Genomic DNA, 16,554 nt, shown 5'->3' with positions numbered 1-16,554 from the left:
GTGTGAAGCACCGCACAGCGCCTGCGGAGAAAGGGAAATGGCTGGTCAGCGCGATGCCGCGCGGCGATCGTCTGAACCCGCGCGGACTGGATCGACCCCGCCGCGACGGGAACCATTGAGGCAATTACACTGGTTTTTTCCACTCGGCCGCCTCAGGCCCGGGGCGTCCTGGCGCCTTCTGGGCGGGGCGGACGCGACGCGCTGGTGACCCGGCGGAGCGGCTGCGACACTGCCCTACGGAACGGGACATGCCGGGCAGACGTCGAACCGGCACGACGATCATCAGGAGGGCGCATGGGCGACGACATCGAACACGACAGGTCGAGCCAGCTCAAGCAGATCGAGAGCGGGCTGATCCCCGGCGAGCAGATCATCGCCGTCTACGACGCGGTCGGGGCGGGCACCGGGTTCATCGGCCTCACCGACCGGCGGGTGATCATTCAGGACAAGAGCTTCGCCGGCAAGAAGTACGCCATCACCAGCGTCCCCTACTCCAAGATCACCTCGGTGAGCGTGGTCAGCAACAAGTCGTGGGCCGGGTCCTACTTCTCCACCGGATCCATCGCGATCAACGTGGGCACGCACACCTACGAGGTCGAGTTCCGCGGCAGCGACAAGAGCCACCACGTCCACAACGTGATCCTTCAGTACATCTCGTGACGGCCGGGCGGCGCGCCGCCCCGGTCAGACGACGATCCGGGCCGTGGAGCCGGTGCGGTCCTTGGTGACGCGGAGCTGGGCGGGGATGCGGGCGCGCAGCTCCGCGACGTGGCTGACGATGCCGACCGCCCGGCCGCCGTCGCGCAGGCCGTCCAGGACGTCCATGACCTCGTCGAGCGTCTCCTCGTCGAGGGTGCCGAAGCCCTCGTCGACGAACAGCGTGCCGATCTCGGTGCCGCCCGCCTCGGCGGTGACGACGTCGGCGAGGCCCAGCGCCAGGGACAGCGAGGTGATGAACGACTCGCCGCCCGAGAGGGTGACCGGGTCGCGGGTCAGGCCCGTCCAGGCGTCGGCGACGCGGAGGCCGAGGCCGCCGGCGCCCTTCGTGCGGTCGCCCGCCGCCTTGTCGACGGTGTGGACGAGGGCGTAGCGGCCGCCGGACATGCGGTGCAGGCGCTCGTTCGCGGCCGCGACGACCTGGCCGAGGCGGGCCGCCAGCACGTACGCCGACAGCGACATGTCGCGCCGGTTCGCGGGGTGCTTGCCCGACGTCAGGCCGGCGAGCCGCTCGGCGACCTCGTGCCGCTCGGCGGCGGGCCGCCAGGCGCCGACGGCCCCGCCGAGCTGCCCGCGCAGCTCGGCGAGGCGCTCGCAGCGGTACCGGGCGCGGTCGGCGGCGCTGACGGCCTCGGCGTGCGCCGCCTCCGCCCCCGCCAGCGCCGCTTCGAGACCGGGCAGGCCGGGCGCGGGCTCGGCGGCGGCCGCGATGAGCGCCGGGTCTTTGAGCATGGCGCGGACCTGGGCCTCCTCGTCGTCCAGCTGGCGGATCCGGTCGCGGAGGGCGCCCTGGTCCTCGTCGGGCATCGCGGCTTCGAGGACCTCCTCGGGCGTCGCGAAGCCCTGCTCCTCCGCCTCCTGCTTGGCCCGCGCCCGCGCGGCGGACAGCTCCTCGTCGGCGCGGCCGGCGCCGCGCAGCGCCTCGACGGCCTCGTGCAGCGCCGCCGCCTCGCCCGCGAGGCGGGCGATGCGCGCCTCCAGCGTGGGGTCGCCGCCGCGCGCCCTGTCGAGGTCGGCGGCGAGGCGCGCCTGTTCGGCGGCGAGGTTCCCGTCCTGCTGGCGGTTCGCGGTGAGGACGCGCGCGACCTCGTCCCGCCGATCGCGGACCTGATCGAGTTCGCGCTCGTCCCGCTGGAGGGCCTCCTCCAGCCGTTCGGCCGCCGCGGCGCGCGCCGCCGTCTCCCGGACGGCCTGCTCGGCCTCGGCCGACTCCCCGCTCAGCGACTCGACGGCGGCCTCGCCGACGGTCTGGAGGAGGCCGTCGCGTTCGGTGCGGAGCGCCTCCACCCGGCGCGCGGCGTCCTCGCGGTCGTCCTGCGCGCGGTCGGCGGCGGCCTGCGCCTCGTCGACCTGCTCCTCGGTCGGGATCAGGCCGAGGGACGCCGCGGGGGCGGGATGCTCCGCCGAGCCGCACACCAGGCACGGCTCGCCGTCCTCGAGCTCACCGGCGAGGACCGCCGCCATCCCGTCGAGGCGCGCCTGGCGAAGGTCAAGGACCCGCTGCCGAGCGCCCTGTGCGGCATCGACGTGGTCGCGGTGCGCGGCCTCCGCCTCGCCGAGGAGTTGCTCGACCAGGTCGCGGCGCCGGGCCGCCTCCAGCCGCTGCCGTGCGGCGCCGGCGGCGGATTCGGAGCCGCGCAGCGCGGCCGCCGCGGCCCTGGCCTCGTCGCGTTCGGCCTGCCGCACCGCGATGGCGCCCGGCAGGTCGGCGAGCGCCGCGCCGAGCCGGGCCTCCTCGGGTTCGAGCCGCGCGAGCTCCCGGACGATGCCGGCCCGCTCGCTCTCGATCTGCTTGAGGCGGCTCGTCTCGTGCCGGCGTCCCTCCAGCGCGGCGGCCTCGTCGCGGCGGTCGCGCTCGGCCTTGGCGAGGACGTCCTCCGGCGCCCGGGGCGGCAGCAGCGCCGCGACCTCCGCGCGGGTCTGCTCGGCCCAGCGGCGCGCCTGCACCGCCCGGCCGTGCCGTTCCCGCACGTCCTTCACCAGCGGGACGACCCGGTCGGCGCGGGCCGCGGCGTCGAGCCGCGACGCCGTCCGGGACTTCTCCTCCGCCCGCCCGGCCAGCGCGTCGCGGCGGGCGACGGCGTCGGCGTGGCGCCGCTGCCGGTCGGCGAGCGCCCGCGCGCCGTCGAGCGCCTCGCGGGCCGCGCGCAGCGTCGCGGCGACGCCCGCGCGCAGCTCCTCGGCGGCCGCGCGGACGTCCGCGTGCCCGCCCGCCAGCTCGGCCGCCCACGCGGGCAGCGCCGCCACGTCGGCGAACGGCTCCGCGGCCGGTTCCCCGCGGCGCGGCTGCGGGACGGCGGGACGCTCCCCGCGCGGCGACCGCGCCCCGGTCGTCTCGGCGATCCGGTCCGCGACCGAGGCCGCGGCGGCGGCGAGCTCGGCGGCCTCCCGCCCGGTCGCGGCGCGCCGGTCGGCCAGCCACTTCTCCACCTGCGTGAACACCTCGGCCGCGAACAGCCGCTCCAGGACCTTGCGGCGCTCGTCCGCCCCGGCGCGCAGGAACCCGGCGAACTCGCCCTGCGGCAGCATCGCCACCTGGCAGAACTGCACGGCGTTCATCCCGAGCATGCGCGACACCAGGTCGCCCGCCTCGTCCAGCCGGGTGGTGAGCCCGGTCCACGCGCCGTGCTCGAACTCCTCGAGGACGACCTTGGCGTGCTCGGTCGTCGTCCCGGACCCGCGCAGCTTCGGCCGCTCCCACGCGGGCGACCGCGTGATCCGGAGCCGGCGGCCGCGGATCGTCGCCTCCAGCACGACGCGCGGCCCGGCGGCGGGCGGCGCGTGGTCGCTGCGCAGGCCCTTCACGTTGTTGCGGACGCCCGGCACCTGCCCGTAGAGGGCGAAGCACACCGCGTCCAGGATGCTGGTCTTGCCCGCGCCCGTCCGGCCCTGGACGAGGAAGAGCCCGGCGTCCGACAGCGCGTCGAAGTCGATCTCCTCGGCCCCGGAGAAGGGCCCGAACGCGGCGACCTCCAGCCGGTGCAGCCTCACGCGAGGGCCTCCTTCCGGCGGCACGCCTCGAACGCCTCGTGCAGGAGGGCGCTTTCGGCGGCCGTCGCGGGGCCGTCGGTGACCTCGGCGACGAAGTCGCCCGCGACGTCGGGGCCGGAGCGCTCCCGGACGCGGTCGGACCAGGGGCGGGCGCCGTCGGTCCCGCCGCCCTCGGGGTCGTAGCCGAGGACGAGCGTGTGCGGGAAGCGGCGGCGCAGCCGCTCCATCGCGGCGGACGGGCGGCGCGCGTCGGTCAGCGTGACCTGGAGCCAGCGGTCTTCGAGCCCGTCATGGGACGGGTCGCCGAGCAGGTCGTCGATGCGGCCGCGCACCCGGGCGAGGCGGCGCGGGACGGGCGCCTCCACGAACTCGCCGGCGACGCCGTCCGCCGTGAGGTCGATCAGCCACGAGCCCTTGACGTGCCGCTCCTCGGAGAACGAGTACGCGAGCGGCGAGCCCGAGTACCGGACGCGGTCGGTGATGCGCCAGCGGCCGTGCAGGTGGCCGAGCGCGGCGTAGTCGACGCCCTCGAACACCGACGCCGACACCTGCGACGATCCGCCGACCGAGATGTCGCGTTCGCTCTCGCTGGCCTCGCCGCCGGTCACGAAGGCGTGCGCCAGCACGACCGAGCGCTCCGCGCGGCCCGCCGCGTCGGCGCGGACGCGGCGCATGGCCTCGGTCAGCGCGGCGGCGTGGCTGCGCTCGGGGAGGTCCCACGGGTGGCGGACGAGTTCGGGCTCCAGGTACGGGACGCCGTAGAAGGCGGCGTCGCCGACGACGACGGGCTCCCCCACGGTCGCGAAGTCGGTGCGGACGTGCACGCCCGCCTTGTCCATCAGCGCCGACCCGAACCCGAGGCGGCGCGCCGAGTCGTGGTTGCCCGCGATGAGCACCACCCGGGCGCGCTCGGCGAGCCGTTCGAGCGCCTCATTGCACAGCTTCACGGCGTCGACGGCGGGCAGCGCGCGGTCGTACACGTCGCCGGAGACCAGCACGCACTCGACCCGCTCCGCCGCGACGGTCTCGACCAGGTGGTCGACGAACGCGGCCTGCGCGGCCAGCAGGTCCTCGCGGTGGAAGGATCTGCCGAGATGCCAGTCGGAGGTGTGCAGGATTCGCATGTCGCAGCAACCATAGGCACCCCCTCCGACACATCCGGCGCAGAAACGCCGAGCCACCCCAAACGATCTTCGAATACCGCATCGGCGCGGCTCCCGTAGGGTTGGTTCGTGAGCGAACGTCCCGGTGAGCGTCCCTATGTGCTGCTGAGTTGCGCGATGTCCGCCGACGGCTACATCGACGACGCGAGCCCGGAGCGGCTGCGGCTGTCCAGCCCGGCGGACTTCGACCGGGTCGACGCGGTGCGCGCCGGCTGCGACGCCGTCCTCGTCGGCGCCGGGACGGTGCGGGCCGACGACCCGAAGCTGCTGATCCGCTCCGCCGCGCGCCGGGAGAAGCGCGCCGCGCGGGGGCTGCCCGCCGACCCGGCCAAGGTGACGCTGACGTGGAGCGGCGACCTGGACCCCGGCGCCCGCTTCTTCACCGCGGGCGAGGCGCCGAAGCTGGTGTACGCCCCGTCCGGCACGGCCGCCGAGCTGGCGCCGCGGCTGGACGGCCGCGCCGACGTGATCGACGCCGGCGACCCGCTCGCGCTGCCGACCGTCCTGGGCGACCTCGCGGCGCGGGGCGTCCGGCGGCTGATGGTGGAGGGGGGCGGCGGCGTCCACACGCTGTTCCTGACGGCCGGCGTGGTGGACGAACTCCAGCTCGTCGTGGCGCCGTTCTTCATCGGCGACCCGTCCGCGCCGCGGTTCGTCCGGTCGGGGGTGTTCCCGCAGAGCCCCGGCCGCCCGATGCGCCTCGCCGAGGTCACCCGCATCGGCGACCTGGTCCTCCTCCGCTACCTGATCGGGGCGTCGCGTGGATGACCTCGGCTGGCTGGACCTGGCCTGCGACCTGGCGAAGCTGTGCCCGCCGTCCGGCACCGCGTTCTCCGTCGGCGCGGTCGTCGTCGGCCCGGACGGGCGGGAGGTCGCGCGCGGCTTCTCCCGCGAGCACGACCCGCACGACCACGCCGAGGAGGCCGCCCTCGCCAAGGCGCCCGGGAGCCTGGCGGGCGCGACCGTCTACAGCTCGCTCGAACCGTGCGGGCACCGCGCGTCCCGTCCCCGCCCCTGCGCCGAGCTGATCATCGCCTCCGGCGCCCGCCGCGTCGTCTTCGCCTGGCGCGAACCGCAGCTGTTCGCCGAGGGGACGGGCGCCGAGCTCCTGGAGGCGGCCGGCGTGGAGCTGCTGGAGCTCCCCGAGCTGCGCGGGCGCGCCCGCGAGCCCAACGCCCACCTCCTGTAGCGCCCGGACGGACGAATGAGACGCGAGTCTCATTCCTCTTGCCAACGCCCCCGGACCTCATGCGATGCTGTGCCCAAGCAAGCATTCGGTTACCGAACTCGCCCGGCGGGCAGGGAGGCACAGCACCATGCGCGAGCACGATCGGCTGTTCATCGGCGGCGAGTGGGCCGCTCCGGCCGGCACCGGCACGATCGACGTCATCTCCCCGCACACCGAGGAGGTCATCGGACGGGTGCCCGAGGGCACCGAGGCCGACATCGACGCCGCGGTCGCGGCGGCGCGGCGCGCGTTCGACGAGGGCCCCTGGCCCCGGATGACGCCCGCCGAGCGCGCCGAGATCGTCGGACGCCTCTCGGCGATCTACGCCGAGCGGCAGCAGGAGATGGCCGACCTCTGCACCGCCCAGATGGGGTCGCCCATCATGTTCTCGGTGTTCGGGCAGGCCGCCATCCCGCAGATGGTCCTGCAGTACTACGTCGACCTCGCCGGCTCCTACGCGTGGGAGGAGGAGCGGCAGGGCATGCTGGGGCCGGTCACGGTCACCCAGGAGCCGGTCGGCGTCGTCGCGGCGATCGTCCCGTGGAACGTCCCGCAGTTCACGCTGATGCTGAAGCTCGCGCCGGCCCTCATCGCCGGCTGCACGGTGGTCGCCAAGCCGTCCCCCGAGACGCCCCTCGACACCTACCTGCTGGCCGAGTGGATCCGCGAGGCGGGCATCCCCGAGGGCGTCGTCAACTTCGTCCCGGCCGGACGCGAGGTCGGCGCGCACCTCGTCGCGCACCCCGGCGTCGACAAGGTGTCGTTCACCGGCTCCACCGCCGCCGGCCGCAAGATCGGCGCGGTCTGCGGCGAGCAACTGAAGCGCGTCACCCTCGAACTCGGCGGCAAGTCCGCCGCGATCATCCTGGACGACGCCGACCTGCCGTCCACCGTCGAGGGCTTCAAGCTGGCCTCGCTGATGAACAACGGCGAGGCGTGCGCCGCGCAGACCCGCATCCTCGCGTCCCGCCGCCGCTACGACGAGGTCGCCGACGCGCTCGCCGCCATGGTCGGCGGCCTCAACGTCGGCGACCCCGCCGACTACGCCACCGAGATCGGCCCGCTCGTCGCCAAGCGGCAGCAGGAGCGCGTGGAGAACTACATCCGGATCGGGCAGGACGAGGGCGCCAAGCTGATCACGGGCGGACTCGACCGCCCGCACGACCGCGGCTGGTACGTCGCGCCGACCCTGTTCGGCGACGTCGGCAACGACATGCGCATCGCCCGCGAGGAGATCTTCGGCCCGGTGCTCGTCCTCATCCCCTACGAGGACGAGGCCGACGCCGTCAGGATCGCCAACGACAGCGACTACGGCCTCGGCGGCTCCGTGTGGACGTCCGACGTCGACCACGGCGTGGACGTCGCCCGCCGCATCCGCACCGGCAGCTGCGGCGTCAACATGTACACCCTCGACCCGAACACCCCGTTCGGCGGCTACAAGAACAGCGGCCTGGGCCGCGAGCTGGGCCCCGAGGGCCTGAACGCCTACCTGGAGCACAAGTCCATCCCCCACCCCGCCCCGTCCGCCTGACCCCCGCTCCGCCGCACGCCTGAGAGGCCCCGATCAGCCGATCGGGGCCTCTGACGTCCGCGAAGAGCGGAAAAGCGGGTGAAAGCGGGCGGGGGATCGGGCACGATGCGCGTCATGCGCGCTGATGATCTGCTCGCCGAGATCGAGCCCCTGCCGTACCACGCCCGCGTCCGCCGGCTGGCGGAGCTGCGGCGTTCCCGGGGCGCGCCGGAACTCGCCGCGCTGCTGGCCGAGCTGGGCGGGCGCGGGCACTACGAGCGGTCGGTCGCACTGGCCGTCGCGTCCGCCGTGCGGGACGAGGCGTCCCTCGCGCACCTGGCGGCGGCGGCCGGCGACCCGGACGCGGTGCTGGCCTTGCGGGCGACGCGGCTGGCGGTGCGGTACGCGGCCGCGCCGGGGCCGCTCGCGGAGCGGCTCGCGGACGCCCCGCAGGCGCTGAGGGCCGCGACGTACCGGGCCGTCCGGCGGCACCGCCGCGCGGACCTCGCGGACGCGCTGATCGTGCCGGTCCTGGCGCGGTGGGGCGCGGACGAGGCCGCGGCGCTGCTGCCCGCCTGCACCCCGGAGCGGGTGGCCGAGCGGCTCGGGCGGCTCGCGCACGCCGTCCCGAACCGGCACGCGCTGGGCGGCGCCCATCCGGAGGCGTTCCTGGACCACGCCGAACGGGAGCTCGCCGCCCTGACGCCGGGCGCGCGCTCCACCTGGTGGCACTGGGACGGGCCGGGCGTCGCGGCCGCGCTGCGCCACGACCCCGGACGGGTGCTCGGCCTCCTGGAGGACCACTGGCACGCCGGCGGCCTGCCGCACGCGCTCCTGCCCCGGATCGGCGCGCTGCTGGACGCCGACCCGGAGCGGACGCTCCGGCTGCTGCTCGCGGACGGCTGCCGCCCGCTGCTGGCCTCGCTGATCCGGCGCCGTTCGATGCGGGATCGGCTCGCCCGCCTCGGCGGGGACGCGCTCGCCGCCGTCGCCCGCGCCGTCCGGGAGGACGAGGACGCGCTGCGGCTGCTGCTGACGGCCGCCCCGCCGGGCCGGCGCGGCGCGCTGTTCGACGCGGCGACGGACGGTATCGACCTGGCGGCGCGCGAACTCGGGGGCGCGCTGCTGGACGTCCTGCCGCGCGCCGTGCGGATCCGCGAGGCGCGCCGGATGCTGGGGCTGCGGGCGGTCGCCGAGCACCCGCGGCGGGTGCAGGCCGTCTCGGCGTTCCTGCCGTTCGAGGAGGCCCGGCCCGTGCTGGAGGAGCTGACCCGGCGGCCGGACGCCGACGACCGCGCGGCCGGGTACGCGCTGCTCGTCGCGTGCGCGGGGCGCGAACGCGACCCGGCCGTGCTGACCGCGCTGCTGGAGTCCCTCGGGCGGCTGCGCAACGAGCAGGAGCCGGTGCGGGTCGCCGCGCTGCGGGCGCTGGCGGCCGTCCCCGGGCCGGCGCTCGGGGCCGGGCACGCGCCGGCCTTCGAGCGGCTCGCCGAGGACGCGCTGAACGCCCGCGACTGCTCGAACGCGACGCGGCCGGCGCTCGTCCGGCTCGGCGGCGTGCTCTTCGAGCAGGGCGCGGTCCGCGACGACGCCGCGCTGACGGTGTCCGGGATCGGGTTGATGAGGCGGATCATCGGCCGCACCCCCCACCTCCCCCTCCCCCGGCTGGACCGCGTCCTGCGGCGCGGGCAGGAGCACCGGCTCGTCGAGCGGCTCGCCCCGCTGCTCGACGAGGGCGCGCGCCGCGACGACCACGCGCTCGCGCTGCTGCTCGTCCGGGCGCTCGGGCGCCGCGCCCGCGGGGTCCCGGCGCTCCAGGACGCGCTGGAGCGGGCCGTCGGCGCCCGCGACGACGGCGTGATCCGGCAGGCGGTCGCGTGCTGGCTGGAGCCGCCGGGGACGCGGGGCGAGCGGGTGGAGCGCGTCGTCGGCGGGGACCCGTCGACGGCCGGGCTCGCGCCGGTGCTCGCCGCGATCGCCGCGGAGCGGACCGACCTGCTGCACCTCGTCCTGGCCGAGTCCGCGCCCGAGGGACGGTTCCGGCGCGGCGGCGTCACCTACGTCCCGGTGGTCGACCCGCGCTGGACACGGCGCTGGACGGCCCGGCAGCACGCCGCCTACCTGGCCCTCCTCGACCGGGTCGCGGGCGACGCCCGGCTGCCGGACGCCGACCGGGCCCGCGCGGTCGCCGCGATCGCGGAGGTCCCCGGGGTGGACGCCGCCCGGCTCCGCCCGTACCTGGCGTCGGACGACGCGCGCCTGCGCCGGGCCGCGCTGACCGCCGCGCCCTGGACGGCCCGCCCGCAGGACGTCCTGCCCGACCTGCTCGCGCACGCCTCTTCCGACGACGCGCACGTCGCCGTCTACGCGGCGGGGCGCGCGGCGCGGTTCGTCCGGCCGACGGCGCTGGCGGCGCTGCTGCGCCCCGTCCTCGCCGACGGAAGGATCACCGCGCGGAAGGAGGCGCTGCGGATCCTGCTGCGCACCCGCGCGCCGGAGGCGATGGACGCCGTCGCCGCCGCGTGGGACGACCCGGGCCAGCACCGGGACGTGCGCGCGGCGATCGCGTCCGCCGTCCGGCCGCACCTGGCCGACCCGGCCGCCCGGCGGATCCTCGCCGAGGCCGCCGGCGGCCCGCGCGACCTCGCCCGCCAGGTGCTCGGCGCGTGGCCGCACGAGATCGAGGACGCGTTCCGCGCCGACTACGCCGCGCTGGTCGTGCGGGTGGCGCGCTCCCCCGACCCGGAGGCGTCCGACGCGGCGCTGCCCGCGCTCGGCCGCTGGGCGCAATGGGCGCCGGAGGTCCCCGCCCTGCTGGCGGGCGTGCTCACCGACCTCGGCGGGACGCGCCGCTGGAACGCCGCGCTGTCCACGCTGGTCGGCTGCGCGGTGGGCGGCGCCGGGACGGCGGCGCTCGCGGACGCCGCCGCGGCGCTGGCGGAGGCCGGGGACGCCGCGGACGCCGAGCCCGAGCGGGACCTCCCGGCCGCGCAGCGGCTGGCGGCGCTGGCCGGTGCGCTCCGGCGCGCCGCCGCGCACCGCCGCGACGCCGCCGAACCCGTCCTGCGGGCCGTCACGGAGCGGCTCCCCGCGCAGCTCGCGCGGGAGCTGACGGCCGCGACCCTCCGCTGGGAGGACACCGCCGCGGACGCGCTCGCCGACGCCTGCGCGGACGCCCCCGTCCTCGCCGTCCAGCGGGTCGCCGAGGCCCTCGCGGACGGCCCGCACCGCGCGGCCGGGCACGGCGGGGCCCCGCGGCCCGGCCTCCCGGAACCCGCCGAGGCGCACCCGCACGCGGTGCGGCTCGCCGGGCGCGGCGACGTGGCGGGCGGACTGTTCGCGTGCGCGCTCGCCGGCCGGCACGGGCCGCGCGCGGGCTGGCCGCCCGAATGGCGGGACGTCCTGCGCGCCCTGCGCGCGCATCCGGCCCCGGACGTGGCGTTCACCGCGCGTGGCATCCTCGTGTCGGAAGAGTGACCAACCTTCCGTCTTCCCACCGCGTCACATGACTGGAACGATCAGCTACGGAGGGGAAGGGGCGCCCGGTGACGCAATGGCGCGTTTCAGAGTTCGACGAGGTGCGCGAGCTGGGCCGCGGAGCGCAGGGCCGGGTGGCGCTGGCCCGCCACGCGCGGACCGGCACGCCCGTCGCGATCAAGTACCTGCCCGCCGACGCCGACCCGGCCGCCAAGGACGCCTTCCGCCACGAGGCGCGGATGCTCGGCCGGGTCGACGACCCGCACGTGGCGCGGCTCTACCGGCTCGTGGAGCACGAGGACGGCACGGCCCTCATCATGGAGGCCGTCGAGGGCGTCTCGCTGAAGCGGGTCCTCGCCGAGCACGGCGCGCTCGGCCCCGAGGCGGCGCTGCTGGTGCTCAAGGGGTCGCTCCGCGGGCTGGCCGCCGCGCACGCCGCCGGGGTCGTCCACCGCGACTACAAGCCCGCCAACGTCGTCGTCCGCGCGGACGGGCTCAGCAAGCTCATCGACTTCGGCATCGCCGTGTGGACGGGCGAGGGCGACCGGTCCGGCACGCCGGTCTACATGGCGCCCGAGCAGTGGCGCGGCGAGCCCGCCACCCCGGCCACCGACGTGTACGCCGCCACCTGCGTCTTCTACGAGTGCGTGACCGGCGAGCGGCCCTACCGCGCCGACGACCGGATGGCGCTGATGGGCATGCACGCCACGGCGTCCGTCCCGGCGGAGCGGGTCCCCGAGCCGCTGCGCACGCTGGTGCTCCAGGGGATGGCCAAGCAGGCGGCCTACCGCCCGCCGAGCGCGGCGCAGTTCGTGGACGAGCTCGACCGCATCGCCGTCCGCGCCTACGGGCGGGACTGGGAGCAGCACGGCGTGCGGGCCCTGGCCGTCGCCGCGGCCGCCCTCGCCGCGCTGTTCCCGCTCGCCGCCGCCGGGCTCGTCCCCGCGGGGGCGGCCGGCGCGGGCGCGGCGACCGCCGGGGCCGCGGGCACCGCCGGCGCGGGCGCGGGGACGGCCGGGGCCGCCGGGACGGGCGGCGCGGGCGCGGGGTCGGGCGGGTTCCTGTCCGCGGTCGGCGGCAAGGCGGGCGTCGCGATCGCGGGCGCCGCCGTCGCCGGCAGCGCCGCCGCCGGTGTCGGCGTCTACGCCGCGACCCGTCCCGACGCCGACAACGTCGCCGCCGCGACCACGCCGTCGCCGTCGGGGCAGCGGATGTCGTTCGGCGGGTTCTCGGTCACGGTCCCGGCGGCGTGGCGGCGCACCGCGCTGACGGACGTCCCGGGCGACCCCCAGGGCAACTACTGGGTGAGCACGCCCGGCGCCTGCTCCCCGCAGACGCATGTGGGCGCCGCCACCCCGCCCGGGGGGCGGAGCGCCCGCGCCTACCAGAACAACTGCCCGGGATTCCTGGTGATCAGCGAGCCGTGGCGAAACGACGCGACGACCGGCTGGCGCGGGTTCTCCCCGTCCGGCCCCTGGGGGCCGGAGACCGAGGCGTTCCGCACCTGCCCGCGCCGGGGCGACCTCAACGGCATCGGCGTCGGCGCCGACCGGGAGCGGCCCGTCCGCACCGGGACCGCCGCCGTCGGGACGCGGCAGGCCCAGTACCGCGAATGGCGCCTCAGGTGCTCCTTCTGGACCGGCCCCAAGCAGTTCCAGCCCGCCGGGCCGTCCTACGTCCAGCGGTACTGGTACCTGGCGCAGCCCAGGCTCCTCATCCTGGACGAGTGGGACACCCCCGGCCTCGACAAGATCCTCACGAAGGCGGCCTGGGCCTGACGGGCGGCCCGTTCTGGAAGGCGGCTAGAGCCTCGGCGCGGGAGCGCGGTCGAGGGCGAAGCGGCGCTGGAACGCCACGGCGACCGCCATCAGCGCGGCGGGCACGACGGTCACGCCGATGAGGAGCGCCAGCACCGCGGAGTCCGACTGGGCGACGGCGCGGCCGTCGGTGGTGGACACGAAGCCGCCGAGGGCGAGGGCGGCGGAGTACACGTACGGGCCGATGGCGGTGCCGGTCGCGTCGGTGGCCGTCCACACGCCGGTGTAGGCGCCGGCGCGGGCCGTCCCGCGCGACTCGGCGGCGTCCACCACGTCCGGGACCAGCGAGAACGCGAAGAGCTGGAGGCCGGCGAAGGCCGCGCCGAGGACGGCGATCACGGCGATGGTCGCGGGCAGGCCGATCGCGTCGCCGGGCCACAGCGCGAGCGGGCCGAGGACGAACGCGCCCTGGCACAGCAGCAGCGCCCGCTGCTTGCCGGTCCGCCGCGACACCTTCCTCCAGACGGGCCCGGCGATCACGGCGGGCACCAGGAAGGCGCCCATGAGCACCGCCGTCAGGCCCTCGTCGTCCAGCATGTACTCGGTGTAGAAGGGCACCGCGGCGAGGAACAGGTGCGTCGTGACGCTGGTGAACAGGTAGGACAGCACGAGCGTCCGGAAGTCGCGGTCCCGCCAGGCGACCCGCACGTCCGCGAGGACCGATTCGTTGAGGACGGAGTGGCCGGGCCCGTCCGGGACGCGGAAGCCGCAGCGGTCGGTGAGCCGCTTGACGAAGACGATGGCGACGGCTCCGGTGGCGGCGAGGACGCCGGCGAGCAGGACGGCCATCCGCGCGTAGTCGCCGCGTCCGCCGGACGACACCAGCGCCGGGGCCGCGACCCCGGCCCCGAGCAGGCCCACGGTCAGCAGCAGCATGCGGTACATGAACACGCGGGTGCGCTCGTGGTAGCCGATCCGCAGGTCGGACGGCGTCGTCAGGTAGGGCACCTGGAAGCACGCGTACAGGACGTTCCCGGCGATGTAGAAGCCGCCCACCCACAGCGCCGCCGACCCCCCGGAGAGGCCAGGCGGCACCGAGAACAGCCCGATCCAGGCGAACGCCAGCAGCAGCCCCCAGCGCAGCATGCCGCGCCGGTGCCCGCGGCGGCGCGCCTGGCGGTCCGACAGCGTCCCGAACAGCGGATGCGCGACCGCGTCGATGATCTTCGGGAGCAGCAGCGTGAGCCCGGCGAGGCCGGGCGGGACGCCGAGCGTGTGCGTCATGAAGTACAGGAGCAGCAGGCCGGGGACGGTCACCCACACGCCCATGCCGAGCGAGCCGGCGGCGTAGCCGGTGAGATCGCGGGCGCGCGGCGCGGCGCCGGTGCCGGGCCGCGTCGACTCGGCCGTGCTCACGGGCGGCCCGCGTGGCGGCGCACGACGCCGGCGGCCGGTTCGGCGCCGGTGAACGCGCCCGAGCGGACCCGCTCGGCGAACGCGCGGGCGACGATCCGGTCGGTCAGCGCGGGCAGGTGCCGGGCGAGGAAGAACTCGGCGGCGCCGCGCCGGGTCGTCGCGACGTCCCGGCGGGGGCGGCGGGACAGGGCGGCGCGCAGCACCGCGTCCACCACGCCGTCGAGCGGCTCGTAGCGGCTCACCCCCTCAAGGGACAGGCCCGCCGCCGCCGTCGAGTCGTGGATCGGGCTCCGCACCGCCGACGGGTACACGCACGTCACGCCGACATGGGTGCCGATCTCCAGGCGGAGCGCGTCCGCGTACGCCACGAGCGCCCGTTTGGACGCGCCGTAGGCGGCCGCCAGGGGAAGCTGCATGACGGCCATGCGGGACGACAGCATGACGACCCGTCCCCGCGACTCGGTCAGGGCGTCCACGCACGCCGACGTCACCCGCCAGGCGCCGAGCAGGTTGATGTCGAGCTGGCGGCGCACCTCGTCGCCGGGCGGCAGCTCCGCCGGGGCCGGGCCGCCGATCCCGGCGTTGTTGACCAGCAGGTCGAGGCCGCCGAGCCGCTCGATCGCGGCCGCGGCGGCGGCGGGCACGGCGTCGTCGTCGGTGAGGTCGCAGGGCAGGACGTCGACCGGATCGTCCGGCCGGGGCGCGACGTCGAGGCCGACGACGCGGGCGCCGAGACCGGACAGCCGGGCGCCGATGGCCCGGCCGAACGTGCCGGACGCGCCGGTGACGACGACGCGCATGCCGCGCGGGTCCCGGCCGCGGGCCGGGCGGGATGTGCTCATGCGGGGGTCTCCTCGCGGTGCGTCGGGGTGAACGGCCGGGCGGCGCCCCGCGCGAGCCGCGCGCGGCCCGCCTTCGTCTCGCGGGGCAGGTCGGCCACGTACTGGTCGAAGTCGACGCGCATCATGGGGCGGCGGTCGCCCCACCGCGCCGTCGCGGCGCGCAGCGCGCGGGCCACGGCGCGCCGCCGCTCCGCCGGGGACGGCAGCGCGTACGCGCCGGAGAAGTAGGCCGCCGCCAGTTTGGCCTGCGCCTCCACGACCGGCAGCGCCGCGCCCGTGGACTGCATCAGCCCGACGAAGGCCAGGCTCGGATCGTCCAGGTGGAAGACGCGCTTGTAGAGCGGGAGCCGCTCGGGGTCGTCGCCCACCAGGCCGCGCGGCAGGAACGGGACGCTCACCCGGTAGCCGGTCGCCCAGACGACGACGTCGACGGGGTCGGCGGCGCCGCCGGCGAAGACGGCCGTGTCCCCGTCGAAGCGGTCGAGGCCGGGGCGCGCCGCCACCTCGCCGTGGGTCAGGCGGTGCAGGATCGTGTCGCTGATCGTGGGGTGGTTCTCGAACAGGCCGCCCGCCGGGGCCGGGAGGCCGTAGTCCTGCGGGCGGCCGACGGCGAGCCGCAGCATCGTCTCCGCGACGCGCTGCCTGACCCGCCACGGCAGCACGGCGAGGGCGCCGCCGGTCGCGTCGGACGGCCGTCCGAACAGGTACTTCGGGACGATGTGGACGCCGCGCCGCGCCGACAGGAGCACCGGGCCGCGCGCGGTGTGCGAGGCGTCCACGGCGATGTCCATGGCCGAGTTCCCCATGCCGACGACGAGGACGCGCCTGCCGCGGAACTGCTCGGCGTCGCGGTAGGCGTGCGCGTGCATCTGCGCGCCGGTGAAGTCGCCGGGCGGCGGGGGGTCGGGCCACCGGGGGTCCCAGTTGTGGCCGCTGGCGACCACGACGGCGTCGTACCGTCCCGTGTCGCCGGACTCGGTGGTGACCGCCCAGGGTCCGTCCGCTCCGTCCCGCGCCACGGACGCGACCGTGCTCCGGAAGCGGATGTGCGGGACGACGCCGAAGCGCTCCGCGTAGTCGCCCAGGTATCCGGCGACCCTGTCGGCGGACGGGTAGTCGGGCCAGTGCCGGGGCATCGGGAAGTCGGCGAACTCGGTGCGCCCCTTGCTGGTGTTGAGGTGCAGGGACGCGTAGGCGGGCGACAGCCCGGCGCCGCGCACCCACAGGCCGCCGGGACGGTCGCCCCGCTCGTACAGCACGGTCTCCACGCCCGCGTCGCGCAGGGCCTTGCCGGCGGCGAGGCCGGCCGGCCCGGCGCCGATCACGGCGACACGGCGGGCAGAGGTCATGGGGGCACTCCCGGGGAACGGCGTCTCCTTGTGGTGGCCTCCAACCCTAGGGAGCCGCGCCGCCCGCGGACATGGAGGACGGCACGCGTTTGGCGGCGAAGGCT

Annotated in this window: 11 protein-coding genes; 6 read left to right on the top strand and 5 right to left on the bottom strand. The window is 76.7% G+C overall.

The window, feature by feature from the left end; genetic code table 11:
- The first annotated feature begins 294 nt into the window (after positions 1-294).
- Complete coding sequence (locus tag ACA511_RS23415) at positions 295-660, top strand: PH domain-containing protein (RefSeq protein ID WP_375026708.1); 366 nt, start codon at positions 295-297, stop codon at positions 658-660.
- A 24-nt stretch (positions 661-684) separates the two neighbouring features.
- Here ACA511_RS23415 and ACA511_RS23410 read toward each other — a convergent pair whose 3' ends face one another.
- The gene (locus tag ACA511_RS23410) at positions 685-3,708 is read right to left on the bottom strand and encodes an AAA family ATPase (protein ID WP_375026707.1); all 3,024 of its coding nucleotides are present in this window, start codon (positions 3,706-3,708) and stop codon (positions 685-687) included.
- Complete coding sequence (locus tag ACA511_RS23405; protein ID WP_375026706.1) at positions 3,705-4,832, bottom strand: exonuclease SbcCD subunit D; 1,128 nt, start codon at positions 4,830-4,832, stop codon at positions 3,705-3,707. The genes ACA511_RS23410 and ACA511_RS23405 overlap by 4 nt, the downstream gene beginning before the upstream one ends.
- Before the next feature lie 156 nt (positions 4,833-4,988).
- Here ACA511_RS23405 and ACA511_RS23400 point away from each other — a divergent pair, with 156 nt between their 5' ends.
- The 5 genes from ACA511_RS23400 to ACA511_RS23380 all read left to right on the top strand — a co-directional run bounded on the left by ACA511_RS23400 (position 4,989) and on the right by ACA511_RS23380 (position 12,864).
- A complete protein-coding gene (locus tag ACA511_RS23400) occupies positions 4,989-5,639 on the top strand; it encodes a RibD family protein (protein WP_375026947.1) in 651 nt (216 codons plus the stop codon).
- A complete protein-coding gene (locus ACA511_RS23395; RefSeq protein ID WP_375026705.1) occupies positions 5,632-6,060 on the top strand; it encodes a dCMP deaminase in 429 nt (142 codons plus the stop codon). Before ACA511_RS23400 ends, ACA511_RS23395 begins: the two co-directional genes overlap by 8 nt.
- A 127-nt stretch (positions 6,061-6,187) precedes the next feature.
- A complete protein-coding gene (locus ACA511_RS23390; RefSeq protein WP_375026704.1) occupies positions 6,188-7,630 on the top strand; it encodes an aldehyde dehydrogenase in 1,443 nt (480 codons plus the stop codon).
- A 114-nt stretch (positions 7,631-7,744) separates the two neighbouring features.
- Positions 7,745-11,086, top strand: coding sequence for a hypothetical protein (locus tag ACA511_RS23385; protein WP_375026703.1), 3,342 nt, complete (start codon positions 7,745-7,747; stop codon positions 11,084-11,086).
- A gap of 68 nt (positions 11,087-11,154) precedes the next feature.
- On the top strand, positions 11,155-12,864 hold the full coding sequence (locus tag ACA511_RS23380) for a serine/threonine-protein kinase (protein ID WP_375026702.1): 1,710 nt from the start codon (positions 11,155-11,157) through the stop codon (positions 12,862-12,864).
- Between the two features lie 24 nt (positions 12,865-12,888).
- Here the strand turns inward: ACA511_RS23380 and ACA511_RS23375 are convergent, their stop codons facing one another.
- From ACA511_RS23375 to ACA511_RS23365, 3 genes are read right to left on the bottom strand one after another with little or no spacing between them, the layout of a single operon-like run.
- Positions 12,889-14,259, bottom strand: a complete 1,371-nt coding sequence (locus ACA511_RS23375; RefSeq protein ID WP_375026701.1) for an MFS transporter — start codon at positions 14,257-14,259, stop codon at positions 12,889-12,891.
- Positions 14,256-15,101, bottom strand: coding sequence for an SDR family NAD(P)-dependent oxidoreductase (locus tag ACA511_RS23370; protein ID WP_375026700.1), 846 nt, complete (start codon positions 15,099-15,101; stop codon positions 14,256-14,258). Before ACA511_RS23370 ends, ACA511_RS23375 begins: the two co-directional genes overlap by 4 nt.
- Positions 15,098-16,450 (bottom strand): flavin-containing monooxygenase, encoded by a 1,353-nt coding sequence (locus ACA511_RS23365; RefSeq protein ID WP_375026699.1) that lies wholly within the window; start codon positions 16,448-16,450, stop codon positions 15,098-15,100. Before ACA511_RS23365 ends, ACA511_RS23370 begins: the two co-directional genes overlap by 4 nt.
- Positions 16,451-16,554 lie beyond the last annotated feature (104 nt).

The organism is Actinomadura sp. GTD37, from assembly GCF_041951365.1.
Lineage (GTDB): Bacteria > Actinomycetota > Actinomycetes > Streptosporangiales > Streptosporangiaceae > Spirillospora.
The sequence above is the reverse complement of the archived record's forward strand: the minus strand, read 5'-3'. Positions and strand labels throughout refer to the sequence as shown.

Excerpts from the sequence above, each read along its gene's own strand:
- ACA511_RS23365 (WP_375026699.1), bottom strand. The coding sequence starts at position 16,450 with ATGACCTCTGCCCGCCGTGTCGCCGTGATCGGCGCCGGGCCGGCCGGC.
- ACA511_RS23415 (WP_375026708.1), top strand. The coding sequence starts at position 295 with ATGGGCGACGACATCGAACACGACAGGTCGAGCCAGCTCAAGCAGATC.
- ACA511_RS23400 (WP_375026947.1), top strand. The coding sequence starts at position 4,989 with ATGTCCGCCGACGGCTACATCGACGACGCGAGCCCGGAGCGGCTGCGG.
- ACA511_RS23390 (WP_375026704.1), top strand. The coding sequence starts at position 6,188 with ATGCGCGAGCACGATCGGCTGTTCATCGGCGGCGAGTGGGCCGCTCCG.
- ACA511_RS23405 (WP_375026706.1), bottom strand. The coding sequence starts at position 4,832 with ATGCGAATCCTGCACACCTCCGACTGGCATCTCGGCAGATCCTTCCAC.
- ACA511_RS23385 (WP_375026703.1), top strand. The coding sequence starts at position 7,745 with ATGCGCGCTGATGATCTGCTCGCCGAGATCGAGCCCCTGCCGTACCAC.
- ACA511_RS23370 (WP_375026700.1), bottom strand. The coding sequence starts at position 15,101 with ATGAGCACATCCCGCCCGGCCCGCGGCCGGGACCCGCGCGGCATGCGC.